This is a genomic window from Nitrospirota bacterium (assembly GCA_016207885.1).
Classification (GTDB): domain Bacteria; phylum Nitrospirota; class Thermodesulfovibrionia; order UBA6902; family UBA6902; genus JACQZG01.
In genome coordinates, this window is record JACQZE010000005.1 from 63,313 (window position 1) to 89,821 (window position 26,509).

Annotated in this window: 24 protein-coding genes and 2 tRNA genes; 7 read left to right on the forward strand and 19 right to left on the reverse strand. The window is 42.5% G+C overall.

Translation table 11 applies throughout. The features are described 5' to 3' along the window. Window positions 1-16 precede the first annotated feature (16 nt). From HY807_04230 to HY807_04250, 5 genes are all read right to left on the reverse strand, one after another. Window positions 17-1,279, reverse strand: a complete 1,263-nt coding sequence (locus tag HY807_04230) for an HlyC/CorC family transporter (GenBank protein MBI4825611.1) — start codon at window positions 1,277-1,279, stop codon at window positions 17-19. Window positions 1,280-1,285: 6 nt separating this feature from the next. Beyond that, entirely contained in the window at window positions 1,286-2,365 is a 1,080-nt protein-coding gene (locus HY807_04235; GenBank protein MBI4825612.1) for an isocitrate/isopropylmalate dehydrogenase family protein, read from the reverse strand. A 71-nt stretch (window positions 2,366-2,436) separates the two neighbouring features. After that, entirely contained in the window at window positions 2,437-3,030 is a 594-nt protein-coding gene (locus HY807_04240; protein MBI4825613.1) for a UbiX family flavin prenyltransferase, read from the reverse strand. A gap of 39 nt (window positions 3,031-3,069) precedes the next feature. Continuing rightward, window positions 3,070-3,996, reverse strand: a complete 927-nt coding sequence (cysK, locus tag HY807_04245; protein MBI4825614.1) for a cysteine synthase A — start codon at window positions 3,994-3,996, stop codon at window positions 3,070-3,072. A gap of 62 nt (window positions 3,997-4,058) precedes the next feature. Continuing rightward, window positions 4,059-4,556 carry a YajQ family cyclic di-GMP-binding protein gene (locus tag HY807_04250; protein MBI4825615.1) on the reverse strand — a complete coding sequence of 166 codons (498 nt, stop codon included), beginning with the start codon at window positions 4,554-4,556 and terminating at the stop codon, window positions 4,059-4,061. An 84-nt stretch (window positions 4,557-4,640) separates the two neighbouring features. Between HY807_04250 and HY807_04255 the strand changes: the two genes are divergently transcribed. Genes HY807_04255 through HY807_04270 form a run of 4 tightly spaced genes read left to right on the forward strand, consistent with a single transcriptional unit; the run spans window position 4,641 to window position 6,778 of the window. Then, window positions 4,641-5,042: a hypothetical protein gene (locus tag HY807_04255; protein MBI4825616.1), complete on the forward strand. Its 402-nt coding sequence runs from the start codon at window positions 4,641-4,643 to the stop codon at window positions 5,040-5,042. Window positions 5,043-5,044: 2 nt separating this feature from the next. Then, entirely contained in the window at window positions 5,045-5,290 is a 246-nt protein-coding gene (locus HY807_04260) for a glutaredoxin family protein (protein ID MBI4825617.1), read from the forward strand. 40 nt (window positions 5,291-5,330) lie between these two features. Beyond that, on the forward strand, window positions 5,331-5,816 hold the full coding sequence (locus HY807_04265; GenBank protein MBI4825618.1) for a hypothetical protein: 486 nt from the start codon (window positions 5,331-5,333) through the stop codon (window positions 5,814-5,816). Between the two features lie 29 nt (window positions 5,817-5,845). Further along, window positions 5,846-6,778: a hypothetical protein gene (locus HY807_04270; protein MBI4825619.1), complete on the forward strand. Its 933-nt coding sequence runs from the start codon at window positions 5,846-5,848 to the stop codon at window positions 6,776-6,778. 89 nt (window positions 6,779-6,867) lie between these two features. Here the strand turns inward: HY807_04270 and HY807_04275 are convergent. From HY807_04275 to serC, 5 genes are all read right to left on the reverse strand, one after another. Next, window positions 6,868-6,945, reverse strand: a tRNA-Glu gene (locus HY807_04275). Between the two features lie 20 nt (window positions 6,946-6,965). Beyond that, window positions 6,966-7,041, reverse strand: a tRNA-Lys gene (locus HY807_04280). A 95-nt stretch (window positions 7,042-7,136) separates the two neighbouring features. Next, the gene (locus HY807_04285) at window positions 7,137-8,453 is read right to left on the reverse strand and encodes an adenylosuccinate synthase (protein MBI4825620.1); all 1,317 of its coding nucleotides are present in this window, start codon (window positions 8,451-8,453) and stop codon (window positions 7,137-7,139) included. 86 nt (window positions 8,454-8,539) lie between these two features. After that, window positions 8,540-10,123: a phosphoglycerate dehydrogenase gene (locus HY807_04290; protein ID MBI4825621.1), complete on the reverse strand. Its 1,584-nt coding sequence runs from the start codon at window positions 10,121-10,123 to the stop codon at window positions 8,540-8,542. An 18-nt stretch (window positions 10,124-10,141) separates the two neighbouring features. Continuing rightward, window positions 10,142-11,224: a 3-phosphoserine/phosphohydroxythreonine transaminase gene (serC, locus tag HY807_04295; GenBank protein ID MBI4825622.1), complete on the reverse strand. Its 1,083-nt coding sequence runs from the start codon at window positions 11,222-11,224 to the stop codon at window positions 10,142-10,144. Window positions 11,225-11,643: 419 nt separating this feature from the next. Between serC and HY807_04300 the strand changes: the two genes are divergently transcribed. Beyond that, window positions 11,644-12,753, forward strand: coding sequence for an aminopeptidase (locus HY807_04300; GenBank protein MBI4825623.1), 1,110 nt, complete (start codon window positions 11,644-11,646; stop codon window positions 12,751-12,753). A gap of 25 nt (window positions 12,754-12,778) precedes the next feature. On the opposite strand, the gene HY807_04305 is transcribed toward HY807_04300, so the two are convergent. The 6 genes from HY807_04305 to HY807_04330 all read right to left on the reverse strand — a co-directional run bounded on the left by HY807_04305 (window position 12,779) and on the right by HY807_04330 (window position 18,135). Next, complete coding sequence (locus tag HY807_04305; protein ID MBI4825624.1) at window positions 12,779-13,114, reverse strand: PilZ domain-containing protein; 336 nt, start codon at window positions 13,112-13,114, stop codon at window positions 12,779-12,781. 105 nt (window positions 13,115-13,219) lie between these two features. After that, entirely contained in the window at window positions 13,220-13,567 is a 348-nt protein-coding gene (locus HY807_04310; GenBank protein ID MBI4825625.1) for a PilZ domain-containing protein, read from the reverse strand. 136 nt (window positions 13,568-13,703) lie between these two features. Further along, the gene (locus HY807_04315) at window positions 13,704-14,339 is read right to left on the reverse strand and encodes a response regulator transcription factor (GenBank protein MBI4825626.1); all 636 of its coding nucleotides are present in this window, start codon (window positions 14,337-14,339) and stop codon (window positions 13,704-13,706) included. Then, a complete protein-coding gene (locus tag HY807_04320; GenBank protein MBI4825627.1) occupies window positions 14,336-15,415 on the reverse strand; it encodes a PAS domain-containing protein in 1,080 nt (359 codons plus the stop codon). The genes HY807_04315 and HY807_04320 overlap by 4 nt, the downstream gene beginning before the upstream one ends. A 55-nt stretch (window positions 15,416-15,470) precedes the next feature. Continuing rightward, window positions 15,471-16,418, reverse strand: coding sequence for a sensor domain-containing diguanylate cyclase (locus HY807_04325; protein MBI4825628.1), 948 nt, complete (start codon window positions 16,416-16,418; stop codon window positions 15,471-15,473). A 439-nt stretch (window positions 16,419-16,857) separates the two neighbouring features. After that, complete coding sequence (locus tag HY807_04330) at window positions 16,858-18,135, reverse strand: TonB-dependent receptor (protein MBI4825629.1); 1,278 nt, start codon at window positions 18,133-18,135, stop codon at window positions 16,858-16,860. 244 nt (window positions 18,136-18,379) lie between these two features. On the opposite strand from HY807_04330, the gene HY807_04335 reads away from it, so the two are divergent. Both HY807_04335 and HY807_04340 read left to right on the forward strand, forming a co-directional pair. Continuing rightward, window positions 18,380-19,720, forward strand: a complete 1,341-nt coding sequence (locus HY807_04335) for a B12-binding domain-containing radical SAM protein (GenBank protein MBI4825630.1) — start codon at window positions 18,380-18,382, stop codon at window positions 19,718-19,720. A gap of 55 nt (window positions 19,721-19,775) precedes the next feature. Next, window positions 19,776-20,582 (forward strand): class I SAM-dependent methyltransferase, encoded by an 807-nt coding sequence (locus HY807_04340; protein MBI4825631.1) that lies wholly within the window; start codon window positions 19,776-19,778, stop codon window positions 20,580-20,582. Window positions 20,583-20,588: 6 nt separating this feature from the next. On the opposite strand, the gene HY807_04345 is transcribed toward HY807_04340, so the two are convergent. The 3 genes from HY807_04345 to HY807_04355 form a co-directional block, all read right to left on the reverse strand. Further along, window positions 20,589-22,526, reverse strand: a complete 1,938-nt coding sequence (locus HY807_04345; GenBank protein ID MBI4825632.1) for an HD domain-containing protein — start codon at window positions 22,524-22,526, stop codon at window positions 20,589-20,591. 75 nt (window positions 22,527-22,601) lie between these two features. Then, window positions 22,602-24,062: a GAF domain-containing protein gene (locus tag HY807_04350; GenBank protein ID MBI4825633.1), complete on the reverse strand. Its 1,461-nt coding sequence runs from the start codon at window positions 24,060-24,062 to the stop codon at window positions 22,602-22,604. Between the two features lie 61 nt (window positions 24,063-24,123). After that, window positions 24,124-26,241, reverse strand: coding sequence for a hypothetical protein (locus HY807_04355; protein MBI4825634.1), 2,118 nt, complete (start codon window positions 26,239-26,241; stop codon window positions 24,124-24,126). Between the last annotated feature and the right edge of the window lie 268 nt (window positions 26,242-26,509).

Genomic DNA, 26,509 nt, shown 5'->3' on the forward strand with positions numbered 1-26,509 from the left:
GGGAGCTGCCGAAATATTATATCTTGGTGATCTTTATCTTCTCTATCTTCTTGCCGTCCATCTCAAGTATGAGGAGCCTGACATTTCTGAACTTGACCTGTTCCCCGACCTTTGGAAGATGGCCGAAGAGCCCGAAGAGAAAGCCGCCTATGGTGTTGAACTCCTCGCTGTCAAGCTGAAGCCCGACAAGGCTGTTAATCTCATCAATACTCGTTGAGCCTGAAACCACAAAGGTGCTCTCATCAACTATCTCAACCTCTTTCTCAGCCTCTATCGCCTCAAACTCATCCTGAAGCCCGCCGACTATCTCCTCTATCATGTCCTCAAGAGTGATGATGCCCGCAGTCCCGCCGTACTCATCAATGACCACAGCTATCTGGAACTTGTTCTTCTGCATATCATCAAGAAGCGAGGTGACCATCTTGCTCTCAGGTATGTAATAAGCATCCCTGACAAGCCCCGTGATATTCGTCTGCGGAGTGACCTCTTCCTTTGCCATCTTTCTCAGGATATCCTTTACATAGAGCATCCCTATGATATTGTCCACGTTCTCCCTTATGACCGGATACCTTGAATAACCCTTCTCATTTACAAGGTCAAGCACATCAGCCACTACCGCGTCTTCAGGGATCGCCACAACCTCTGTCCTCGGCACCATGGCCTCGGAAACGCTCTTGTCCCCGAACTCAAAGACATTATGGAGCATCTTCTTCTCTTCCTTCTCGATCGCCCCTTCTTCCTCGCCTATGCTTATCATAGACTTCATCTCCTCTTCAGTAAGGAACTGCGGAGTGGAGCCGACCTTGCCGCCGGTAAGCCTGATCAGCATATTGGAGAGATGGTTAAATATAAAGACAAGGGGAGATATTATCTTGATGTAGAGCTTGATCGGCCTTGCCATCATGAGCGCGATCCGTTCAGCATGATTTACGGCAAAGGTCTTTGGGGCAAGCTCGCCAAAGACAACGGTAAGCAGTGTCATCATCCCGGTCGAAACAACAATTCCTGCATCCGCGTGGTCCGGGCCGAAAATTTCAAGCGCAAGCACAGTGCCGACTGAGGTCGCGAGTACGGTGAATAAGTTGCCGGAGAGTATCACTGCGCTGAAGAGGCGGTCATGCTCCTCACGTATCTTGAGCACGGTTCCTGCCTTTTTATTTCCCTGCTCTGCCAGATGCTTGAGCTTTATCCTGTTTGCTGCGATGAATGCAACTTCAGAGCTGGAGAGTATTGCGATAGCTACAAGACAGATAACAATAATGATGATATCAAGGCCCATAGATTATTAATTCATCTTTGCGATCACAGCGTCTGCAACCCCGGATGTGGTCGCGGCTGTGGGGTCATCAGGGGTGGGCTTCATGTCATAGGTGACATTCCTTCCTTCCTTAATAACCGAGGCGATGGCACTGTCAAGCCGCTCCGCAGCCTCTGTCTCGCCAAGATACCTCAGCATCATAACGCCGCTTAACATCACAGCCATCGGGTTTGCCTTATTAAGCCCTTTGTATTTAGGCGCGCTTCCGTGTGTCGCTTCAAAGACAGCGTATCCGTCCCCGATATTCGCGCCGGGTGCAAGCCCCAGCCCTCCTATCAGCCCTGCGCCGAGGTCGGAAATAATATCTCCGTAAAGGTTCGGCAGGACAAGAACATCGTAAAGTTCAGGCTTCTGCACAAGCTGCATACACATATTATCTATGATCCTATCCTCGAATTCGATATCAGGATACTTTGCCGCGACCTCTCTTGCGACTTCAAGAAAGAGGCCGTCGGAAAACTTCATTATATTTGCCTTATGGACTGCGGTCACCTTGCGGCGTTTATTCTTTCTGGCGTATTCAAAGGCATAACGGACTATCCTCTCGGTGCCGAAGACAGAGATAGGTTTTATGCTTATGCCCGAATCTTCCCGTATTTTTTTACCGGAGAGTTTATCAGCAAGTTCGATGGTCGCCTTTGCGCCTTCAGAACCTTTTTCATATTCTATGCCTGCGTAAAGGTCTTCGGTATTCTCCCTGACTATTACAATATCAATGTTGTCATATCTCGTCCTTGCGCCGGCATAGCTCTTGCACGGCCTGACACAACTATAGAGGTCAAGCGTCTGCCTGAGGCTGACATTGACGCTCCTGAATCCTGTGCCGACCGGTGTTGTTATCGGTCCTTTTAACGCGGTCCTGTTCTTCTTTATTGACTCAATGACCCTGTCAGGAAGCGGGTTGCCCTCTTTTTCATATACCTCGCCGCCTGCGTTCTGCACTTCCCATTCAAAAGAGATGCCGGTTGCCTCAAGTACCCTGACCGTCGCCTCTGCTATTTCAGGGCCTACGCCGTCTCCGGGAATTAATGTAATTTTATATGTCATCTGCTTTCCTTTTTAATGTGTATAGAGTAAATGTTATACCATATTTATATTGATACTCACAATCTTACAGCTCACTGCCATCTGTTAAAAAGGTTATTTTCCGCGCCGGCCCGGTCAAGTATCTTGCCTACGATAAAGTCTATAATTTCATTCAAATCTTTCGGGTTATGGTAAAAAGCAGGTATCGGCGGGACTATTCCCACACCGATCCTTGAGAGCTTCAGCATATTCTCAAGATGGATTGCGCTGAAAGGTGTCTCGCGGGGGGAGATGATGAGCCGCCTGCCTTCCTTTAAGACAACATCAGCCGCCCTCTCTATTAATGTATTGGCATAGCCATTGGCAATTCCCGAGAGCGTCTTCATGGAGCAGGGCACTACAAACATCCCGTCTGTGATAAAAGAGCCGCTTGAGACAGGCGCCGCAAGGTTGGATTCAGAAAAAAAGGTAATATTCTTTGAAGCAAAATGCTTCTGCACCTTTTTGTTGATCTCTGATTCATTCTTTCCGGCAAGGTTGATACCTGTCTCAGTTTTGATAATGAAGAACGCGGTATTGGAGATAAGAAGATAGACCCTGTTTTTGGATTTAAGAAGTTCTTCAGCAAGCCTCAGCCCGAATATCGAACCGCTCGCACCTGAAATTGCAACGATGTAGGATTTCATTAAGGTATTTTAACACATTGAGGCGGCTCAACTGCTTTGTTAAACCTGAGGCCCGAACAAACCTGTGCTCAAATACCTGTCGCCTCTGTCCGGGAAGACAGTGACAACCTTTTTGCCTTTGCCAAGCTTCTTCGCCACCCTAAGCGCTGCGCACAGTGCTGCGCCTGAAGATATGCCGCAGAATATTCCTTCTTCTTTCGCAAGGCGCTGCGACATGGCCTTTGCATCATCATCAGTGACGGTTATGACTTCATCATAAATTTTCGTATTGAGTACGCCGGGATAAAAACCAGCGCCAAGGCCTGCCAGTTTATGCGGGCCGGGATTTCCACCTGAGAGCACCGGAGAACCCGCAGGCTCAACAGCGGCGATCCATACATCAGGCTTCTTCTCCCTTAAAACTTCACCCACGCCGGTTATTGTGCCGCCTGTTCCCACTCCTGATACAAACCCGTCAATATTAATACCAAGGGCATCGATTATCTCAACGGCCGTTGTCTTTCTGTGGATAGCAGGATTCGCGGGGTTCTCAAACTGCATCGGCATATAGTAATCCGGATTATTTTTATAGATGGTCTCAGCCTCTACAACCGCGCCAAGCATCCCTTTAGGAGCAGGCGACAGCACGACCTCCGCGCCAAACGCCTGAAATGTCTGCCTCCTCTCAAGAGACATGGCCTCTGACATGGTCAGTATCAGCCTGTATCCCTTTACTGAAGCGACCATCGCGAGCCCGATTCCTGTATTGCCACTCGTCGGTTCAATGATCGTTCCGCCCGGCTTCAGCCTTCCTTCCGCCTCAGCGGTCTCTATCATGGAGAGGGCTATCCTGTCCTTTACCGAGCCTCCGGGGTTAAAGCCTTCAAGCTTTGCCCAGACCTCCGCATCATCAGCGCCGGGGATGTGGTTAAGCCTCACAATCGGCGTATTGCCTATAAGTGTTAATATGTTTTCACTCGGTTTCATGAATGGAATTATAGCATAAGTAGGAACCTGAAGATGGCAATTCAGGTTCGTTTATATAATGGTTATCTGAAATTCACAAACTCGAGATGGATCCCGAGGTCTTTCGCTTTTATCAGCGCCATGACTTCCTGAAGGTCATCTATCTTCTTTCCCTTTACGCGAACCTGGTCGCTCTGTATCTCTGCCTGAACCTTCATCTTTGCGCTCTTTATCATCTTGACTATCTCTTTTGACTTCTCGATCGGGACTCCCTGCTGGAGCTTTACGACCTGCCTTACGGTATTTAACGCAGCCGGCTCTATCTTCCCGTATTCAAGCGCCTTTAATGAGACCTTCCTCTTAACAAGCTTGCTCTCCAGCACATCAATAACGCTCTTCAGCTTGTATTCATCATCAGAAGTAAGGGTGAGCTCATTCTTGTCCTGGTCAAGCTCTATCTCGCTCTTGCTGTTCTTAAAGTCGAACCTCTGAAGTATCTCCTTCATCGACTGGTCAACCGCATTCAAGACCTCCTGAAGGTTTACTTTGCTCACTATATCAAAGGTATGTTCTGCAGCCATTTTATATCCTCCCTGATTTTTATTGATAACTTATAAAGAGTAGTTTAAATTAGTGACATAGTATTATCAATAGAGAGAGGGTGTATGATAAAAGACATAACAACAGGAAACTCGCATGAGGATGCAAAAGAGTTCCGCCACTGGTTCATCGGCGACATAAAAAAATGGTGTGAGGACAAAGGCGTTCCATTTGTACCTGAGAAGTATAAGCTCAGGGATACCAAAGGGATCGAATTCCGCCTCGGCGATCATAAAAAAGGCGAGACAAGAGTTGGCGGCTGGGCAGGATGTTCAGACAGCAGGGCTGTAAGCTTCCTGATAAGAGGCGACATCATCTTCAAATTCCGCAACCCACAAGACCATTCTGAATCTTTTACGCATGAACTCAAAGAAGAAGGCGAATATATCATGTGGAAAGAGGATGTGGAGCACTGGTGGGAGACAAAAGAGGATTCAATAATATTGACTGTGCGGTGGAGGGAGTAGCGATGGCCAAACTGACCTTCTACTACAAAGAGGGATGCTGGCTCTGTGATGCTGCCGAAGAGATGCTGAACGGCCTTAAGGAGAGGCACGACATCATCATCAATAAGGTCAACATTGAATCAAGTGATGAGCTTTACGAACTCTACAGGTTTGACATCCCGGTATTTGAGTTTGAAGACGGTTCCACGCTTAACGGCAGGGTAAAGAAGAAGGATATGCTTGCCAAATTTCATGAGAAGATAAAATAGGCCTCTGGCTTATGCGCCGCTTTTGATATATACTTTGATTATGAATTTCGAGCAAAAAGACAGGATAAACGGATGCATCGCCGTGGAGCATGCGGTCGCATCAATATATGGTTCTTTCATGAAGATGTTCCCTGAAGAGAGAGGCTTCTGGGAAGCGCTGCATAATGATGAGGTTGAGCATTCTATTTTTCTGATAGATACATTGAACCTTTTTGACGGCGCCAAACTCCCGCCGGATATGCACCCGCCTGCACTGCCTTTTGTGGTGAAGACGCTGGAGTTTGCCAATAATATTAACTTCAGGATCAGGATGAGCCGTGTCTCGCTTGAGGAGGCCTTAAAAATAGCGTTAGAGCTTGAAGAGACAATGGTTGAGATATTTATTAACAACCTTATAAGCGGAATGATGTCTGAGAATAAGATATCTTCAAGTACAGATTTCAACAGGGTGCTTGCCGCTGAGAAAGAGCATGTCACCAGGATAAGAGATATGATGCTGAAGAAAGGTGTTATAAGGCCTTCTTAAACGTTTTCAAATCTTGTAAGGAATTTGGAATGAAAAAGCATATCCTCCTCATAATTATCCGGATGATTTTTTTATGCGTGCCCGGCATCTCCATGAGTTTTGACAAAGACGGATGCCTCACTTGCCACCAATACCCCGGCCTCGTAAGGCAGGAGGCCGGTGACAACTTCAAGCTCCTTCATATTGACGAGGCAAAATACGCGTCCTCTCCGCACGGCAAGGTCGATTGCAAAGATTGCCATACCGGCATAAAAGAGATACCTCATACCAACATAAGCAGCATTGACTGCATCACTAAATGCCATCTGAATGAAAAGGAAAAGATTCAGGGCATGGTCTCTTCTTTAAACGGTTTTCATAAAGGAGAAAAGCATCTGATAACAAACATAAAGAGCGAGTCATCCTGCACCGTATGTCATAAATTATATCCGCACAGCAAAAACAAAAAGATCAGGGCATTTCTCAACATGCATACAGGGTATGCAGTCTGCGAGGTATGCCATCTGAAGAAAGAGAAGCTGCAGAACCTCACTTATGAATGGATGAACCCTGAAGGCGCTGTATTCCATGGCCAGCCGTACGGCACATACTATAACAAAGATACCGGCCGTACAGAGGAAAATAGCGGGTTCATATCAAGGATAGCGGTTTATCACGAAGAAAATGGGGAGGGCCGCATATTATTCAACAAGGCAGACATTGCGAAAGCAAAGCTCTTTATCAAAAATGAAAAAGCATTCAGTCCTGAGAAAAAGAGAAAAGAACTGGATCATTTTCATAAAGATATTGTAAAGCTGGAAGTGAGCGTCGCATGCAATGAGTGCCACTCTGAAAACAGCATCCTTGATTTCAAAAAACTCGGCTTCAGCGCAACAAGGGTCAACGATCTAAAATACCTGAACATCAAAAGCCTCGTCACAAAGTATGATACGTTCATCCTGCCGAATCTCTTCGGGAAGTGATAATGTTCTCTTTTGCCCATCAATAACCAATACATTCTTCTTTTTAAAATAAAAGAGGGAGGCCGTTATGGCCTCCCTGAAAGAAGTGCTGGCGTCCCCAAGGGGATTTGAACCCCTGTCGCCGCCGTGAAAGGGCGGTGTCCTGGGCCAGACTAGACGATGGGGACTGCTTAACCTGTCTTTAAAGTGGTGAGCCGCGTTGGGATCGAACCAACGACCATCGCCTTAAAAGGGCGGTGCTCTACCAGCTGAGCTAGCGGCCCACTTACAAAAAACGGTATTTAGTTTAACAAAATCTTAATATAAAAATCAGGAACCTGCAAAAAGCCTCAACGCTTTGCTCTCTGTTCCTGTGAACTTACTTGCCTTTCTTAACCAGCGGATTCCTTATGATTATGACCTCATCTCTCTTCTGCCCGGTTGAGATGATGTCCGCCCTTACGCCGAGGAGCTCTTCTATCTTCTTTATATATGCCTTTGCGTTCTTTGGAAGGTCTTTGTATTGTGTAAGCCCCTTTGTGCTCTGCTTCCAGCCGGGAAAAGTTTTGTATACAGGCTCACACTTCTTGAGCATCTCATTACTCTGCGGCATAACCTTTGTGCTGAGATATTTTGAACTTTTTCCATCACGATATTTATAAGATGTGCAGATCTTTATCTCATCAAGGCTGTCCAGTATATCAAGCTTTGTGATCGCAAGCCCAGTAAAGCCGTTTATCCTTATTGAATGTTCCAGAGCCACGGCATCAAGCCATCCGCACCTTCTCGGCCTGCCTGTTGTCGCGCCGAACTCATTGCCTGTTATGTGGAGCATCTTGCCTGTTTCACAGTGAAGCTCTGTAGGAAATGGACCCTCGCCGACACGGGTTGTGTACGCCTTGACTATCCCAAGCGCGCCGTTGATCTTCATCGGGCTGACCCCGAGGCCTGTGCATGCTCCGCCCACTGATGCGCTTGAAGATGTGACATATGGATATGTCCCGTGGTCTATGTCCAGAAGCGTGCCTTGCGCGCCCTCGAACAGGATATTCTTGCCCTGATCAATCAGTTTGTTAACAAGTAAAGATGTATTTACGATCATCGGCGCAAGATATTTCGCATATGCCATGTACTCTTTATATATCTTTTTTGCCGTAAGTCCCTTGCTCTTATATTTAGTCCTGAGGATATGGTTTACCATCTGCAGGTTTGCATCCAGCTTCTCTTTAAAGATATCTTTGTCCAGAAGGTCCATCATCCTGATGCCTGACCTTGACATCTTGTCTACATATGCCGGGCCGATGCCTCTTCTGGTGGTTCCTATCATCTTCTTGCCTTTTGAATCCTCGCATGCGCCCTCAAGCGCCGTGTGATACGGCATGATAACGTGTGCGCTCTCGCTTATGAAGAGGTTATCAACAGACAGTTTCTCCTTCTTAAGCTCCTTAATCTCTTTTATAAGCGCTTTGGGGTCTATGACAACGCCGTTTCCGATGATGCAGGTCTTGCCTTTATGCAGGATGCCTGACGGGATGAGGTGCAGGACAAACTTTTTATCTTTTATAATTACGGTATGCCCGGCGTTATGCCCGCCCTGGTACCTCGCAACTGCATCAGCGCTCTCGGTGAGAAGGTCGACTATCTTTCCTTTGCCTTCATCTCCCCACTGTGCGCCAGCAATAACTATGTTAGACATTTTGTTCTCCTTTGATCACTGACATTTATACGCGGCAAGTCTTTACCTGATTAGTCATTATCAGTTCATCCGTTATGGATTAAGTTTTATTTCGGTATGTAGATCTGTTTTGCTGAAAGGACGTTTGGAAGCTTCTTTATCTCTGAAAGTATCTCCTGTGAAACCGGAGAGTCTATGCTCACAACTGAAATGGCTATGCCGCCTTCGCCTTCACGGCCGAACTGCATTCTTGCGATATTTATCTTGTTCTTGCCGAGCATGGTCCCGACATCTCCGATCACGCCTGGCTTGTCATTGTTTGTAAGGAAGAGCATATGCCCCATCGGCCTGACCTCGATCACGTGGCCGTCTATTGTTATTATTCTCGGATCCTTCTTGCCGTGAAGCACTCCGGATATGACACTCTCTTTTGCGCCGGCCTTTACCCTGATGACCAGCATGCTGTGATAGTCTCCGGCATCATCTGTGGTTATCTCCTTGACCTCAATGCATCTCTGCTTCGCTATAAAAGGCGCGTTTACATAATTCACGGTCTCCTCAAGCACAGGCTCGAGCAGCCCCTTGAGCACAGCGATCTTTATAGGCTCAAGCACAAGCCCGGCCACCTCACCTCTGTACTCAACTGTAACTTCATTGATGCCGCCTTCAATGGTCTGGGAGAGAAAGCTGCCGAGCTTTTCAGCAAGGCCGAGATACGGCTGGAGCTTAGGCAGAACATCTGCAGGCACTGAAGGGATGTTGACCGCATTCCTTATCGTCCCGTGCACAAGATAGTCAGCTATCTGTTCGGAAACAGCCACAGCGACATTGTCCTGCGCCTCATCTGTCGATGCGCCAAGATGCGGGGTTGCGATCACATTGTCAAGCTCCAACAGCGGATTGCCTGCAGGCGGCTCGACCTCAAATACGTCACATGCCGCAGCTGCCACTTTACCGGATTTGAGCGCGTCATAAAGGTCTTTCTCATTTATAATGCCGCCTCTTGCTGCATTGATTATCCTTACTCCGTCCTTCATTCTGGAGATGGTCTTTGCATTGATGCAGCCCTTTGTCTCTTTGGTCAACGGTGTATGTACTGTGATAAAGTCCGACTTTTCGATCAGTTCATCAAATGTGACCCCGATTATGCCGAGCGCTTTCGCCTTCTCTTCGCTGAGGAACGGGTCATAGGCGATAACATTCATGCCTACGCCTTTTGCGATCTTGGAAACATGGGCGCCTATGTTGCCGAGCCCCATTACGCCGAGCGTCTTGTTGTACAGCTCAACACCGTTAAATTTCTTCTTTTCCCACTTTCCAGCCTTTATCGAAGCTGTTGCCTGGGGGATCTGCCTCGCCATAGAGAACATGAGAGCGACCGTGTGCTCAGCCGTGGTTATGGTATTTCCGCCCGGGGTGTTCATGACAACTATGCCCCGCATGGTAGCCGCGTTCCTGTCAACATTATCCAGCCCTGAACCAGCCCTTCCTATTACCTTGAGCTTTTCAGCTGCTGCGATTATCTCGGCTGTTACCTTTGTGGCGCTGCGTATAACAAGTGCGTCATACTCCCCGATTATCTTTTGCAGCTCTTCAGGCTTTAGGCCGGTCTTGACATCTACCTCAAGGCCTGCGTTTTTAAGGATATCCACGCCCTTTGCTGATATATTGTCGCTTACAAGTACTTTCATGATCTATTTCCTTTTCCTTTAACTGTTTCTTTTCTCAAATTCCGCCATAAAGGTTGTCAGCGCGTCAACACCTTCTTCAGGCATGGCGTTATAGATGCTCGCTCTCATGCCGCCGACCGAGCGATGGCCTTTGAGCGCTACCAGTCCGGCCTCCCCGGCCTCCTGAATGAACTTTTTATCCAGATCCGGTTTAGCAAGTATGAACGGGATGTTCATCCATGACCTGCAGTTTTTATCCACGGGATTACTATAAAAATCCGAGTTATCTATCGCGGTATAAAGTTTATCAGCCTTGCGTTTATTTATCTTTGCCATAGCCTCAAGCCCGCCTTTTTCCCTGAGCCATTCAAAGACAAGGCCTGCTATATACCAGCTGTATGTCGGCGGTGTATTGTACATCGAGTCCGACTTGGAGTGTGTTTCATAATTAAGCATTGTTGGAGTTCCCGGCAATACATTACCTATGAGGTCTTCCCTTATGATCACAATAGTAAGGCCGGCAGGCCCTATGTTCTTCTGTGCGCCTGCGTAGATAACTCCGTATTTTGAAACATCTATCGGCCTTGAAAGGATCGTTGAAGACATGTCAGCAACAAGCGGTACATTGCCGGCATCAGGTATTGAATGAAATTCAACTCCGCCAATCGTTTCATTAGGCGTATAATGCAGGTATGCTGCGTCCGGATCGGGTTTCCACTCATTATATGACGGTATGGTTGAAAAATTACTCGCCTCGCTCGTTGCTGCTACATTCACATTACTGTAACGCTTTGCCTCGGATATCGCCTTTTTTGACCAGGCGCCGGTATTGATATAATCAGCCGACGGCTTACCCCTTAAAAGGTTCATCGGTATCATGGCGAACTGGCTTGAAGCGCCACCTTGCAGGAACAATACCTTGTAATTGTCCGGAATGGCCATTATTACTCTAAGATCTGCCTCTGCCTTTGCGGCAATGGACATAAACTCTTTACCCCTGTGGCTCATCTCCATTACCGACATACCGCTTCCACGCCAGTCTGCCATTTCAGAGGCTGCGCGCTCGATCACCTCAAGAGGCAGTACCGCAGGCCCTGCACTAAAATTGTATATACGTGACATAATATCCTTCTTGTTAAACTGTGGAGTAATGGTGAGTATGACTTTTCTATATGTTATTAACTTATTCTTTCAATAAACTATATTATGTTATTTAATGCCAGTTTTCTTTAAACATATTAAATTCCTTAGACAAGAACATTATCAAAGGAATTCAGGCTCTTGGTCCTTTTAATTTCAGCCGGACAAATAATACTATCAGTATAGTGAAGTGTTATAATGAAAGCTGCCAGCTTCAAATCGTATCATCTTATATACCAAGATGTCAAGAAAAGAGACGGCTTTTCTACCTGTTAATGAACGTCTTATTTGTTTGTAAATTCAATGTGTTTAAATATTAGTCAACACTATAAACAATGTTATTACTATTATTATTAAATATATAAAGATAATAACAATAAGCTTCTTAATATTCTGCTGATATGAAAACAAAAGAAGATAAAATAATAGAAAATATTTTTAAAATTAATCTCAGAATTCGTAAGAAAGAGAAACTGCTTGTCTTTACTGATAATAAAAGCAGGAAACTGATAACTATTTCGAAGAAGGTTTCAGATATAGGCAACACATTCTGTAATAGAGCCGGTTACTTACAATATAACAGCACAGAAAGCCATGGGGCAGAACCGCCTGAAGAACTTTGGAGAGAAGCTTTTGGCAATAACATAGTTACTGAACTCATTAATAAAAAAATACTGAACTCTATTATTAATAAGAGGATATTACCTGTAAAACTTAACGAAGCAGAGCGTATAGTAAAAAGATATAAAGAAGAAGCTGTTAACGCTGTTGTTGCGCTTTCATATTATTCCACCAGTCACACCAGGTTCAGAGATTTTCTTACGAGAATATGTGGAACCCGTTATGCAAGCATGCCGACCTTTGAGGGATCCATGTTTAAGACAGCGATGAGTGTTGATTGGAAAAAGATGGAGAAAAGGACAGATCGCATGGCAGACAGGGTTCAAAGAGCAGAAATTATAGAAGTAGCTACGCCAAATGGCACATCTATAATATTTTCCAAGAAAAACAGGATGGCAAAAGCAGATACAGGAATGATCACAACATCCGGAAAATTCAGCAACCTGCCTGCAGGTGAAGTATTTCTGGCACCGCTTGAGGGTACGGCTAATGGAAGGCTTGTGCTTGATTGGGCTCCTACCCGCAAATTAAAGAGCCCTGTAACGCTCCATATTAAAAAGGGAAATGTTGAAAGGGTAGAAGGAAAGGAAAATTATATTAACGAGTTAAAGAAGAAGCTGTCTGAAAGAAAAGAGAATAGAAATCTGGCAGAACTTGGGATTGGCACAAATGACAGAGCTGTAAGGCTCGATAATATCCTGGAATCAGAGAAGATATTCGGCACGGTTCATATGGCCTTAGGTGATAATAGTTCATTCGGCGGCAGAATCTCAACGCCTTTTCACCAGGATTTTATATTCTTCAGACCAACTGTGACATTGATACATAAAGACGGAACCAGAGATGTTTTGCTTAAAGATGGAGAGTTACAGAAGAATAGAAGAAGTTGATCGGGTGAAAAATATATTCACCTTGCTATAGCGTCAAGATAAATTTCTTATACTCTGGGGACTGATCGATTATCTCCATGCCGAAATTATATACTCGTCCGACAAGGGCGTCCATATTTTCCTGCAATCTCTTGATCTCACAGAAAAGATTAAAAACTTCTCCTGTGGGAAACTCGAATTTTACATTCACAAGCATATGAACTTTAAGGTCTTCTAATGCTTCATCACGTATGATCACACCGAAGAGCCCTTCCCCGGAGAGGTTCTCTATAAAACCTCTATAAGTTCTATCGCCCAGTGTGATTTCAGCTTTTAATCTGAATGTTTTTCTTTTAGAACGTCTTTTTGAATCGTCGGTCATAAGAGTTATTTAAAGCCAAGTATAACAAAATAAAGTAAAAAGTCAAAGAAGAAGGGATTAACGGGGTTTGGGAAACCCGGTTAAAGAATAACCGCAGGGGATTTTTCAGGAAAGGTCTTTCAGGAAATTTTGATAGTTAGGGAATGCATTGACTATCTCCATGCCGATGCTATGTGTCAGCCCGTGAGGCGGAGTTTTATATGACCATATTACCTGACATTGCAGACAAATTGGCTCTTGATAGGGCGGATCCAGTTTTACCTGCAACCTTGTTCCGGGAGCTAATCTTATGGGACTGTTTGTAGGAAAGGAGATCATATAAAGGCTGTTTTCAGACAGATTTACTATGACCCCGGGATAATGCATATTGTCATAAGCAAATTCAGCTTTGTAATTGACGGCCTTTTTAACTGGCACCGCCTCTTTTTTTGTTATCGGATTATTAAGTAACATAACTTCCGCCTTTCTTCTATAAAATCTAACACCTTTTTATGGGATCAAATATAAGTGGCAGTCTGATTTTTTTGTAGGTATTTGTCCTATGAGAAGAAAAATTGGCGAAGGGATTTTTAATACTTAGAAGACCGCGTTAGTCAGTTACAAGCCGGTTGCTTATTGCGTAATGGGTCAACTGCGCATTGTTCTTCATTTCCATCTTTTCCAGGATGCGTGATCTGTATGTGCTGATTGTTTTCACGCTGAGACAAAGGCTCTCCGCGATCTCCTTGACTGCCTTGCCGGATGCGATCATACACATCACCTCATATTCACGGTCAGAGAGCGACTCGTGGAGAGAATCCTCTGATTTGGCCTCCAGATGGCAGGCCAATCGTTCTGCAAGTGAAGAACTTACATATTTTTTCCCGCTTGAGACTTTTCTGATAGCGGCTATCAGTTCGTTGGGAGTGCTCTCTTTTGTCAGATAACCTGAAGCGCCGGCCTTTAAGGCCCTGACAGCATATTGTTCTTCCGGAGATACGCTTAATATAAGAACCTGAAGCGCAGGATTGTCGTGCTTTATCTGTTTAAGTATCTCAAGCCCGTTTCTGCCCGGCATCGAGATATCCAAAAGGACAACATCATATTTGTTATGCCATACTTTTTCCAGGGCCTCCTGTCCATTATTCGCTTCACCGGTTACAACTATGTCGGAAGTTTCCGAGAGTATTTGTTTCAGTCCTTCACGGACAATTGCGTGGTCATCAACGATCAGTATCTTAATCATATTTTTTGTTCCTCTTTATTATTCAGGGGAATACGGACAGTTACGGTAGTGCCCTTATCAGGTTTTCCTGATATTTTGACCTTCCCTTTCCAATAATACGCGCGTTCACGGATACCTATCAGCCCGAAAGCATCAGGATTGGTTATCTCAGTTTCTGTTATTCCTCTTCCGTTATCTTTCACTTCCAGTGTAAGCTCATGGTCTTTTTCTTTAAGAGCTACCGCTACTCTTGTCGCTTTTGCATGGCGTACAACATTTGTCAGTGTCTCCTGGAATATGCGGAATACTGTAGTGGCGCGTTCCTGATCAATGATATTATGGGTGCTGAAGGCGACGTTACACTTGATGCCTGTCCGTTTCTGGAATTCATCTGTCTGCCATTCCATAGCTTCCTGAAGGCCGAGATCATCAAGAAGCCCGGGCCTAAGCTCTGAAGATATTTTTGATACGGTTTGCAGTATCTTGTCGATGAGCTTCAACATTGAAGCTGTTTTTTCATGAATTGTTTTTTGCTCTTTCGGTAATTTTCCGTGAAGCCAGAAGATGTCCATGTTCAATGCTGTCAGTAATTGAGCTAATTCATCATGTATCTCACGGGCAATATGTTTTCTCTCTTCTTCACGCACTGACTGCAGGTGGGAAGTAAGCTTGCGAAGTTCTTCGCTTGTCTTTCTGATCTCTTCTTCATCGCGGATACGTTTTGAGATATCTCTGACGATATGTATCACGCCTATGAGGTTATTCTCATTGTCAAATCGTGGGATTGCCCGTATCTCAATATTCCTGTTTAAATGTGGCTCAAAAAGCTCAAAAGAGGAAGGTATTCCGGTTTTGACACATTCACAACTCGGACATCCGGTTGGAGGGCAGAGAGTTCCGTGGTAATATTTGAAGCATTTTGCATCTTTTTCGCCCGGAAGCGGCAGGTACAGATTGTTCTTTGCTGCATCGTTTGCATGTATGATATTGAAGTCTTTATCGTGGATGGTGATCATGTCGGTTATTGTATTGAAGATGCCGGTCCAGTCCTGTTTGTTGAGCGGAGATAATGCGTCGATTTGCTTTGGCCTTTTCATTTTAATAATAAACCCGGCCTGTCAAGTCATGCTGCTTGATAAGCGATTGAAGCTGTCACTTTGACTTTAATTTTTTCTGTTCATACATCAATTTATCAGCTCTTGAAAGAAGTTCATGGATTGAGCAGGGTTTATCAGGGTCGTAGTATGCTATTCCGATGCTTATTGATAACTTGTAGCCGAAATTTTTCTTTGAATAATATAATTCCAGATATTTCTTTAAACGGTCAGCAATCTTGTCAGGACGCTCCCCGGTGCTTACTACCGGGATAATTGCAAATTCGTCTCCCCCCATACGCGCCATTATATCTGATTTCCTAAAATGTTTTTTGAGGATCTTTGCGGTCTCAACCAGCGCCCTGCTGCCTTCATTATGACCGAATTTATCATTTATTTTTTTTAAATTATCAAAGTCGGCATAAAGGAGAAAAAGGCCTTTTTTCTGACGGTCTGCCACTTTCAGCTGATGCTCGGCAAGGGCGAAGAATCCGCGCCTGTTGTAAAGATCGGTCAGGTCATCGGTCAATGACAGGGTGCGAAGGTTTTCCTCTAAATCTTTTAGTCTGGTTATATCTTTTGATACTACGGTTACGGATATGATATTCTTGTGTTTTCCCCTTACAGGGCTGAGTGTCAGCAAAAAGTATTTATCATCCATTCTGCTTTTGTGTTCGTACTGAATGGAACGGCCGGTCTTAAATACTTTGTCTACTTTTTCAGTGAAGTCTCTTGTGTCTTCTTCCGAATGAAATTCGTCAAATGTTCTTCCATGAAAGTTGTTCTTTAAAAGCCCTAACCTTGAAAGGTGTTTTTTGTTAATAAAGAGATACCTGTAATCGCGGTCAACCAGGTATATGGAGTCTTCAGTTGACTCCACCAGTGAACGGTACCGCTCTTCAGACAAAGATTTTTCCTCAATCAGTGCTTCCAGCATCGCCACTTTTCGGCGAAGCTTCAGCAGGTCTTTAACAGGTTCTTCGGGAGTTCTTATTTTGTCCTTCATGAGAAAACGCCCCTTTGTTTATTAATATTACAGTATTTTGATGAAATGATGAAGAGATACGGCTTGGATGAATAGAAAATGGTGCGGTGTAGGTCAGACTATTAAGAAGAAGCCCAAGGCATTAATCAGTTTAGTTGGTTGTTGCGCTTACTAACGCTTCTCCGAGTAAACTGCATGTATTAGCATCTTCACAGTTATTGCAGTATATGTTGTTTTCCTGCAAGAGGCAGCTTAGGATTGCAGCGATTTTTTTTGCTTTTTCAGCGTTAACATGCATGATGGATATTTATACCCAATAACTAAGTTAGTGTCAATAGGTATAATGGCTGCTTTTAGTTGAATAAAAAAAATAAATTCACTCTGTCGGGCAAGTTTAACACGATAAAAAAGGGTTGTGCTGATTAAGGCACAACCCTTTTTTAGATAGAGTTAAGCTTGGTTAGAAACGGTAAGATACGTTTGCACCCAGCATATGAATCGCTGTTCTATACTTTCCATTAGCGCTTAAGGCGCTGTTTAAGGGAGTAGCTGTATTGTCATCTATAGTGTTATTTTTCTGCCGCTCGTGAACTTTCTGAAAACCATAGGCAAGGTCAACTTTTAAGTTGTTGCGTTTTATGCCCGCTCCGATAGTGTATATATCTGTATCAGCATCAGGGATTGCCGGTTCAAATGTTTCATCAGGAACAGGATTGCCTGCTTTAAGATATCCGGCACGCAGCGCGATCATATCATTCAGCTGGTATTCTCCTCCAAAGAGCACGGATGTTGTATCGTCCCAGTTTTTGGGTACAATGGATACTTTGCTGCCGGCAACTGCCTTCTCAAGGTCAACTTTAAATTGGTCATAAGAAGACCATCCTTCCCATCTGATGCCTGCTTCCAGGGTAAGCTTATCAATCCCTTTGAAAGCAACTCCGGCATGAATCTGCTGAGGAAGTGTTATGGTAACCGTACCGTTTGTATCAGGGAACAAGGGTGCTATTGGAAGACCTGCAGGCAGGTCGAAGGAGGCAGTTCCTTCAGCCTCGATCTCAACTGTGCTGCGGTAGGAGGCGCCTATTGCGATATCATCAGTTAAATTATAAAGGAGGCCGAGATTGTAACCATATCCGCCCCCATCTCCTTCAAATCTTTTGTTTCCGTCCGCAAGAGAAAAAGCTGAAAAATTTATCTTATTCTCCAATGATGCGTCAAGGAAAACATAATCGAAACCTGCTGCAACTGCAAGATTTGGTAATACCCTATATGAAATAACAGGGTTTATGTTAATAGTAGTTAATTCTGACCTGGTAGCAATGTATCGTCCTTCCCAAGTCGGACTCCACTCACTTCCAAGGCCGAATGGACTGAATACACCAAGCCCGAAGCTCAGCTTGTCATTGAATTTGCGAGTAACAAAGAGGGTGCTTGGCAAAAAGATATTGTGTTCAGCCTTAAAGGTTGCGCCTGTGTCACTCGTGAATTCACGTGAGGGGGAGATAAAAGTCGTTCCCAATTCTAACTGTGTGCCATCCAGTTGGTTAATAAGAGCCGGGTTGATGAATATGGCTGACGGGGCTTTAAGATGTGCGGTAACGGAATTGCCTTGCCCCAGGGAATCAGCCCCCTGTGTATATATGGCAAAACCCGAACTGTGAACATCTTGTGCAGGACAGAAAATCAACAACGAAAGCATAAGGAATGACATGACTTTTAACAGTGTTGTTTTTTTCATTGAACCCCTCCTTTTTTGTTAAAGATATTTGAGATGATGAACGGTTATTGTGATCTGAAAACAAAAAAATAACGACCCAATATTTTGTTATAAAACCATATAATAATTATTCTTGTCAAACAATAATGTTTAAAAACAAAAGGCTTAAAAGCTAACAGATAATATTACAAAATTGTTTTTTTGACTTATATCAAGTTTGACGTTATTATAAACAGTTTTAATTTATTTATAAAGAGAAATAAAAATGAAAAGAAAATTAATTCTTATAAATCCTGTTGGGCAGAAAAGCGGCCTGCTACTTAGTAAATTTTCTGCTTATCCACCCTTAAGCCTTGCCTATGTAGCGGCATTGACCCCTGACCACTGGGATATAGAAATCATAGATGAGAATATTGCAGAGTTCAGTTATAAGGACGCAGACTTTGTAGGAATCACATCATTTACTGCCAATATTAACAGAGCATATGAGATTGCGGCTATTTATCGTAATAAGGGAATCAAAGTTGTTTTAGGGGGCATTCATGCCTCTGTGCTTCCTGATGAAGCAGTAAATTATGTTGACGCAGTTGTTGTTGGTGAAGCTGAACTCATCTGGAAGAAGGTTATTGAAGATTTTGAGAATAACGTTTTAAAGCAAAAATATAATGGGCCTGCGGTGCCATTAAGAGATTACCATATTTTACCCAGGAGAGATTTATTAAGTAATAAATATTTCTGGGGAACCATACAGACATCTCGTGGTTGCCCTTTTGGCTGTGATTTTTGCTCGGTTTCCAGATATCTTGGTAAAGATTACAGACAAAAGAAAACAGAGGATATTTTAGATGAATTAGAGAAAATAGAGAACGAATATATTATCTTTCTTGATGATAATCTTGTGGGTTATGGCAAGAGTTCTGAAGAAAATGCCATAAGGTTATTTAAGGGAATGCAGAAGCGAAACATAAAGAAAAAATGGTGTATGCAGACCTCAATTAATACAGGGGAGAACGAGGAGGTTCTTAAGTATGCTGCTAAGAGCGGCTGTATCTATGCCCTTGTCGGAATTGAAACCATCAGCAAAGAAAGCCTTAAAGATATGAAAAAGGGAATTAACTTGAAGATTGGGATAGATAATTTTAAAAATATAATTGGCAGGTTTCATAAATATGGCATAGGAGTGCTTGGAGCTTTTATCATAGGTAATGATTATGAAAACATGAAGTACTTTGAAGACCTGAGCGACTTCATAGTCAGGGCTGGAGTTGATGTTGCACAGATAACGATTTTAACGCCGCTTCCGGGAACCAGCTTATTCGATCGCTTGCAATCAGAGGGCAGATTGAAGCACACTAATTTTCCTGATGATTGGGTAAAGTTCAGGTTTTCTCATCTTGTTCATGAACCTAAAGGAATTAACGAAAAAGAAATATATAACGGAAATAATTATATAAAAAGTAGAATATACTCGCCTTATATTTTCCTCTTCAGGATGATCAAATCTCTTTTTTCACTAAAGAGATTTCATTCATTTATTGCCATATATCATTTAAATAAAGCCTTTAAAAAGGGCTGGGAAAATTCGCATTATTATAATATGCCATGATATACAGTAAGATATTTGATGATCTATATGAAATTAATTAAAAGGAGTTTAATCAGTGCCTAACAGTAAATATTTAATGGAAAGCGCGGAAGAGACCACGCGACTTGACTTAAAGACTGATGCCAGCATAGTGGAGAAGCAGGCTCTTTGGGCAGGTATTAAGCCTGGAATGAGGGTTGCCGACCTTGGATGCGGTTCGGGCAAGACTACCTCAGTTTTACATAAACTTGTTCAACCAGGTGGAGAAGTAGTTGGAATAGACTTTGCCAAGGATAGAATAGAATATGCAGAAAAGCATTATAAAGGCGAAGGAATTGAGTTTAAGTGCCTTGATATTAAAGAATCAATGGATGTAATAGGGAAGTTTGATTTTGTCTGGACAAGATTTGTTCTTGAATATTACCGTGCTGATAGCATTGATATAGTGCAGAATGCGGATAGGATATTAAAACCAGGGGGCATACTCTGCTTAGTTGATCTTGATCATAATCCTTTAAACCATTATGGATATTCAAAACGCGTTGAAAGAACTATTGCATCAATAATGAAAATTCTTGAGGAAAAAATGAACTTTGATCCTTATGCAGGAAGAAAACTTTATTCTTATATATATGACCTTGGTTATAAAAATATCAACGTTGATGTTGCTGCTCACCATGTAATTTTTGGTGAGTTAAAAGATATTGATGCTTATAACTGGATAAAAAAACTGGAAGTGGTTCCAAAAAAAATAAACTATGATTTTAAAGAGTTTGATGGAGGACACGAAGAATTTTTACAGGAGTGTAAAAGTTTTTTTTCTCACCCCAGAAGATTTACATATACCCCGATAATTTTATGCAGAGGGGAGAAACCAGTTTAAAGGTATTTATAACTCAAGTTGTACAGGCTGTTTATCTTTGTATTCCCTCTTATAGTAGCTTATAAGCGCTTCTACGATTTCTCTTTTAAAGAAAATATCAATTTTGTTTTCCAAAAGATCAAATGCTATATCGAGGTGCATAGGGTCTCTGTAGTGACGCTTTGATGTAATAGCTTCAAAAAAATCTGCAACAGCTATAATTTGAGAGCCCAATGGTATTTCTTCACCTTTAAGCCCGTTAGGGTAGCCGCTGCCATTAATTTTTTCATGATGAAAACCGGCGATTTCCGGAACCTGCTTATAAATTCCCTGAAAGTTTATCTGGTGCAGAATCTTGTTTGTTTTTGTAGCGTGGGTCTTTATTTTTTCATATTCATCCGGTTCAAGAGGGCCTTGCTTCTTCAAGATAGCGTCTTCAATGCCTATCTTCCCGTAATCATGCAGTAAGGAAGCTACCCTGACCATCTCACAGTAATCGTGAGACAATTTCATTTCATGGCATATTCCAAGAGCGTACTCTGTGACTTTCTCAGAATGGCCTGCCGTAAGAGGATCACGGGCATCAATGCTCGCAGCAAGCACATGAAGAATTGATTTAAACTGCTCTGCTTCCGCATCCCGGAGCGAGGCATTGTACATGCTTATTCCTATCTGCGGAGCGATTCCCATCAGTAAATTGATATCACTTTGAACCAGAGGTTTTTTGCTTTTTATATTATCAACCGCAAGTATGCCTAATGTTTCTTTTTCATATACTATCGGGCAGCAGATAAATGATTTCACGCCCATTGCTTTGGCAAATTCCAGACTGTGGGCAGTCATTAGGCCCTCGATCTCATCAATGTCATTTATTAAAAAAGGCTCCTGCTTCTTAAACGAAACAACAAATATTCCTTTTGAATCAGGTTTATCAAGATGAAAAACAGCTTTTTTTAGGAACCTTACTTGGTTCTTAAGATATCCATAACCTGTTCGGAAGATCAATTGCGTCCTATCCTGATTTGCAAGCAGGATCATACCTCTGTCATAGTCAAGACGTTTTTCAAGGATCTGAATTACCTTTGCTAATATGCCATCAATGTTTGCCTGTTTACTTAAGGCTTCCCCTATCTCATTTATCATTAGGGCATTGTTGTAGTTTATATCTATCTGATCAATAAGTTTTTCCGATGACCCTTCAAGACTGGTTACAGCGGCCTTCAATTCGCGGATTTCCGAGTTGCCTGCATACCAGCTCATAAGTAACAGGATAATTGCTGACGCCGGCAGGAAAGTAATTAATGTAAGATGCGGGGCAAAAAAAGCAGATATCAGACAGAAAGTTGAAAAGAGCAAGGTTGCATATGCCCTTATTGTTTTTAAGATAGTAGCAGGGGATTCATTCCAGGATATAATGTAACGACAAGATGTTCCTCCCTTGAAAACGCATTCAGGATGTTCAATTTTCTTTGATTTATAATTAAATATTTTTGCAAGTGCTTCAATATAACCGAGTCTGTTTTCACACTGGAATGGCTCTTCTTTTACTCCGGTATTAGGCGAGACAGAGAGTTCGATTTGATTGGAACCAATTTTCTTTGATGAATAAGAAGAGGATCTGGTAAATTTACTAGCGGCTTTCCCAGCTATCTCGTAAACCTTAGGTAAGCTGACAAGACCTAAAATATATTGTCTTAATAATCCGGTAGCTTCAGGTGAGGCTAAATATCGGCCAGCTTCCCTTGCGATCTCAATATTTCCGGTGAGGGTTTTCAGCTTTTCATGGAAGCGGTTTATCTGTGTTTGCGTAAACCAGTGGCCGACATCTTCAACCTGGTAGGACTCCATCTTTGCGTAATGCAACAAATCGTTCACATCGACATAACTATAATTACGTTTGATGAATTTTATATACGTATTTATTATTCTACTATTATATAAAGGGATGTCTTTTTCTTTTTTCATTATATCTATATACTGAAATAATAGGTTGGACAATTAACTGTTTAACTATTATAACTAAACATTGATTTCATTTTCTTAGTTCCAGTTTTTTTTATTCGATTCTTTCAAATGGTGAGAATCTTTGTTGGGTAGCAGGGTACTTATCTCATGGGCTTCCATATTTGCTGTCAGAATCTGCAAAATAGCCTTATACTGTTTAGCTTTTGCATCCCTAAGCATCGCATTCTGCATGCTTATTCCTATTTGGGGAGCAATACCCATTAGTAGATTGATATCGCTTTGAACAAGCGGCCTCTTTGTTTTAATATTGTCAACGGCAAGAATACCTAATGATTCTTTCCCGTAAATTATAGGACAGCAGATAAAAGATTTTGTTCCCAGTTTCTTTAAACAATCAAGGCTCCAGGGAGAGAGATAGCCTTCTATTTCGTGAATATCATTTATCAGGAAGGGGGTTTGTTTTTTAAAAGAGACTACAAAGATCCCTTTTGAATCAGGGTCATTAAGATGAAAGACGGTCTCCATTAAAAACTTTATCTCTTCCCCGGAATATCCGAATGCTGAATGAAAGACAAGCCTGGTCTTGTACCGGTTTGCCAGAAGGATCATACCTCTGTCAAAGTCGAGGCGTTTCTCCAATATCTCAATAACCCTATTTACAAGACTGTCCATATCTGAAAACCTGCTAAGTGTCTCCCCGATTTCATTTATCATCAGGGTATAATTAAAATTAATTTTGCCTTGTTCAGCAAGCTTCTCTGAAGTATCTTTTAAAGTATTGACCGCAGAATTCAAGGTTTTAATTTCTGTGGTTACAGCATACCAACTTAGCAGGATTAAGCTTCCTAAAAACAAGGGGGTCATGGTTGTCAGAGTAAAGAAAGGCGAGATCAAACTTAAAGCTAATAAAATAACAGCAAAGGCCAATGCCGTATAGTTTCTTACCTTCTTCCAGAAAGTAACCGGCGATTCTTGCCAAGAGACAATATATCTGCATTTCGCCCCTCCTTTAAAGATACATTCCGGATGTTCTATTGCCGGTAATTTATAGTTGAATACCTTAGATACAGCTTCTATATAACCAAGTCTGTTTTCGCATTGAAATGCTTCTTCCCGGACACCATCATTAAGAGTGACAACTAACTCAATCTTATTTGGGCCTAAATCTCTCGTGTTAAATGTAGATGCTTTTGTGAAGTTTGAAGCAGCCTTGCCTAACCGTGTATAGGCCTTACTTGGTCCGACAAGACCGAGAACATACTGTTTCATTACGCCTATAACATCAGGAGATGCAGAGTATCTGCCGGCATCTCTGGCGATCTCCCTGTTGCCGGTAAGCTTCTTCAGCTTTTCATGGAACCTGTTTATCTGTTCCTGAGAAAACCAATGCCCCGGATCCTCAACCTGGTAGGATTCCATCTTTGCGCAGTGCAGGAGTTCTTTGATATTTATGTAATCATAGTTGCGCCTTATAAATTTTAAATAAGTATTTATGATTTTGCTGTTATATAAGAGTAAGTTTTCTTTTCGTTTCATTTGAGAATCTCAGATTATCCAATTATATCGGAAAGTAAAAAAAGCTAAGGAATAAAAAACCTTATTTTATAATACGCAGTAATTTCTCAAGCTGTTTGAAGTAATGATCGAAATGGTCAATGCCTAATACAAGCAGATTATAAGTCTTATCATAAGGAATTGATTGTTCTTCGGCAAAAGAATGGGGGAAAAGCAGTACCGGCATTTCGTCATGCTCATAGTATGTTGATAGCTTTGCGAGTGCAATGTTGAGGATGTCGCAGCTGAACCCTTCCGAATCAAGCGCCAATACATGAATGCAGTTGGTGAGGTCAGACATATTCAGGCCGATGTCTGATATATTCACCATGAATATCGCTTTAAGGGCATGGTTATTCTTTAATGAGAAGAGGCGTCTTTCACGCTTAAAGCCCAGCCTCTTATACTCATCGTCGATGTTTACCGAATCGGCCATCGACGAATCAAGGTCAAGGGCATGGATCATAAGCCCGCCGGAAGTATGTTCATAGAAATTATCTAATTCGTTAAGGTCTTCCGCTGCGGTTTGCCCCAGCACCCAACCCTCAGGAAGGTCTCCTGCATCAAGGTTTTTTTTGCCGAGGAAATAAGCCATCTTGTCAATTGAGCACTTTTTAGGATTATTTAATTCTTGGGCAACTCCGCCGTAAACACGGCTCGGGAATCTGTTCTCCGGCCTGAAATAACAGGCAAGGAAGTGCATATGCGAAGAATACATACGGTGAAATTCATTAACATAGTGCCCGAGCTGCTCGGCGACAATGAGGCCGGCTTTTTTATGATGCTGGGACATCTTTGCCGCATGGTGATGGAGTATCCAGGTTTTGTCATAATAACGGAACATGGAGACATGTCCGTAGATCTTTCCCTTGTCCTGGTAGATTATGTGTTTTGCAATATCGGGGTTTTGAGTATAGAGCTTCTCATATGTCTCTTTGAATTTCTTTTTCTGGCTCTGGATAAATGCATATTTTTTCGGATAGACAAACCCGGTCTCAAAGAAGAAATTCCATAGTTCATCCAGGTCAACGTTGGTGGTGCACACATATGAATTGCTGTCTTTTATCTGATGCAGGAGAGCTGAAAGTCTTACCTGATCCTGAGGCGCCATGTCTAATATAGCAAGGCCGCATAATACGGTTCCTTTGTCTGTTTTCTTTCTGTATATGACCTGCGCTTTGCAATTTATAACAAAGCTGTTCATGAATTCAATGCCGAGTTTTGTGAAGATCATTCCCGGCATTAGAACTGAATTATCCTGTGCCTCTTCTACAGAAATGCCGGAACCGGAGAGGTCAAAGACCTTCAGTATCGTTCTCTTATTTGTAAAAGGATGGGTGAATATAATGTTTGGTGTTGGTGAAAGTTTCTGTCTGAGACTCCTGAACTCCTTTGCTTTAACCCTTGTGATCTGGTTGCTTTGAGGTTTCAGGATAAATGTTTTGGTCTTTTGACCGGAAGATTGCCTTATTATTTCGCAGATACCTGAATACAGTGTTTCTTCGCCATTCTTCAGGATAATATAGACCTGCAGGTCCGGATTTATCCAATGAAACGACTGGGACTTGTCTGAGGAAAGTTCAACACAAAAGGATATGGCGCTGAAATCAACGAGTGAGCCGTTAAAGATAACCCCGTTCTGCATGAACTGAACATGAATTCCTTCGCATGAATTTCTCCTGATCTTTCTGGAGCTTACCTCGTAAGATTTTTCTGGCAGAGTTAATCTTATCCCGTTTTCATCAATGCTTATCAGTTCAGCTTTGGTCAGAATAAGCTCTTGTCCGTCAGAGAGCAGGAAGTTAGTGAATTCATATGAGTTAAGATTCTGATTTTCCAAAGAAGAATCCTTCCATAAACAATTCAATGTATCATCTATACAAGGCTGAGGTGTAGCAGAGAGAGAGAGAGTATTATCGTACTTTTTGTGTCTCAGGTTTATTAGGATGCTGCTGTCCTGGAAATTTATGAAGTTAAGTGCGTTTATAAGGTGTTTTTTACTTACAACCTTCCACCATTTCTCCGGGTCGCCCTCAAGCTGTTTTTCCAGGTTAGATAAGTGAAACAGCTGAGATATCTTGTGAAGATTATCAGCTTCAGCCCTTAGCTTCAACTGCCTGATGTTGTTAAATTCTGTATTTAGTTCTGCCTCTTGTGCCATAATCCTTTGCTTAAGCTACTTTTAAAAAGTTTAGTTCATTGGTTCCGGATAAGGAGAACCCGAATTAAATCTATAAGTAAAGTTTATGTTTATATAATTTCTTATTGAGCAATACCAATATAATATAATGTAAAAAAAAAGTAAAGCCCTATCTATATATATGTTATACATATTTCTTTAAAGAAGGTTATTACAGAAAGTGGAATAATGTAATTTAAAAGTATGAATATATGTAACCTGCATGTTTTATTTTAAGATTATTGTGAGA

What these genes read in the sequence shown, in the direction of transcription:
- HY807_04230 (MBI4825611.1), bottom strand. Translation starts at nt 1,279, where the DNA reads ATGGGCCTTGATATCATCATTATTGTTATCTGTCTTGTAGCTATCGCA.
- HY807_04235 (MBI4825612.1), bottom strand. Translation starts at nt 2,365, where the DNA reads ATGACATATAAAATTACATTAATTCCCGGAGACGGCGTAGGCCCTGAA.
- HY807_04240 (MBI4825613.1), bottom strand. Translation starts at nt 3,030, where the DNA reads ATGAAATCCTACATCGTTGCAATTTCAGGTGCGAGCGGTTCGATATTC.
- cysK (MBI4825614.1), bottom strand. Translation starts at nt 3,996, where the DNA reads ATGAAACCGAGTGAAAACATATTAACACTTATAGGCAATACGCCGATT.
- HY807_04250 (MBI4825615.1), bottom strand. Translation starts at nt 4,556, where the DNA reads ATGGCTGCAGAACATACCTTTGATATAGTGAGCAAAGTAAACCTTCAG.
- HY807_04255 (MBI4825616.1), top strand. Translation starts at nt 4,641, where the DNA reads ATGATAAAAGACATAACAACAGGAAACTCGCATGAGGATGCAAAAGAG.
- HY807_04260 (MBI4825617.1), top strand. Translation starts at nt 5,045, where the DNA reads ATGGCCAAACTGACCTTCTACTACAAAGAGGGATGCTGGCTCTGTGAT.
- HY807_04265 (MBI4825618.1), top strand. Translation starts at nt 5,331, where the DNA reads ATGAATTTCGAGCAAAAAGACAGGATAAACGGATGCATCGCCGTGGAG.
- HY807_04270 (MBI4825619.1), top strand. Translation starts at nt 5,846, where the DNA reads ATGAAAAAGCATATCCTCCTCATAATTATCCGGATGATTTTTTTATGC.
- HY807_04285 (MBI4825620.1), bottom strand. Translation starts at nt 8,453, where the DNA reads ATGTCTAACATAGTTATTGCTGGCGCACAGTGGGGAGATGAAGGCAAA.
- HY807_04290 (MBI4825621.1), bottom strand. Translation starts at nt 10,123, where the DNA reads ATGAAAGTACTTGTAAGCGACAATATATCAGCAAAGGGCGTGGATATC.
- serC (MBI4825622.1), bottom strand. Translation starts at nt 11,224, where the DNA reads ATGTCACGTATATACAATTTTAGTGCAGGGCCTGCGGTACTGCCTCTT.
- HY807_04300 (MBI4825623.1), top strand. Translation starts at nt 11,644, where the DNA reads ATGAAAACAAAAGAAGATAAAATAATAGAAAATATTTTTAAAATTAAT.
- HY807_04305 (MBI4825624.1), bottom strand. Translation starts at nt 13,114, where the DNA reads ATGACCGACGATTCAAAAAGACGTTCTAAAAGAAAAACATTCAGATTA.
- HY807_04310 (MBI4825625.1), bottom strand. Translation starts at nt 13,567, where the DNA reads ATGTTACTTAATAATCCGATAACAAAAAAAGAGGCGGTGCCAGTTAAA.
- HY807_04315 (MBI4825626.1), bottom strand. Translation starts at nt 14,339, where the DNA reads ATGATTAAGATACTGATCGTTGATGACCACGCAATTGTCCGTGAAGGA.
- HY807_04320 (MBI4825627.1), bottom strand. Translation starts at nt 15,415, where the DNA reads ATGAAAAGGCCAAAGCAAATCGACGCATTATCTCCGCTCAACAAACAG.
- HY807_04325 (MBI4825628.1), bottom strand. Translation starts at nt 16,418, where the DNA reads ATGAAGGACAAAATAAGAACTCCCGAAGAACCTGTTAAAGACCTGCTG.
- HY807_04330 (MBI4825629.1), bottom strand. Translation starts at nt 18,135, where the DNA reads ATGAAAAAAACAACACTGTTAAAAGTCATGTCATTCCTTATGCTTTCG.
- HY807_04335 (MBI4825630.1), top strand. Translation starts at nt 18,380, where the DNA reads ATGAAAAGAAAATTAATTCTTATAAATCCTGTTGGGCAGAAAAGCGGC.
- HY807_04345 (MBI4825632.1), bottom strand. Translation starts at nt 22,526, where the DNA reads ATGAAAAAAGAAAAAGACATCCCTTTATATAATAGTAGAATAATAAAT.
- HY807_04350 (MBI4825633.1), bottom strand. Translation starts at nt 24,062, where the DNA reads ATGAAACGAAAAGAAAACTTACTCTTATATAACAGCAAAATCATAAAT.
- HY807_04355 (MBI4825634.1), bottom strand. Translation starts at nt 26,241, where the DNA reads ATGGCACAAGAGGCAGAACTAAATACAGAATTTAACAACATCAGGCAG.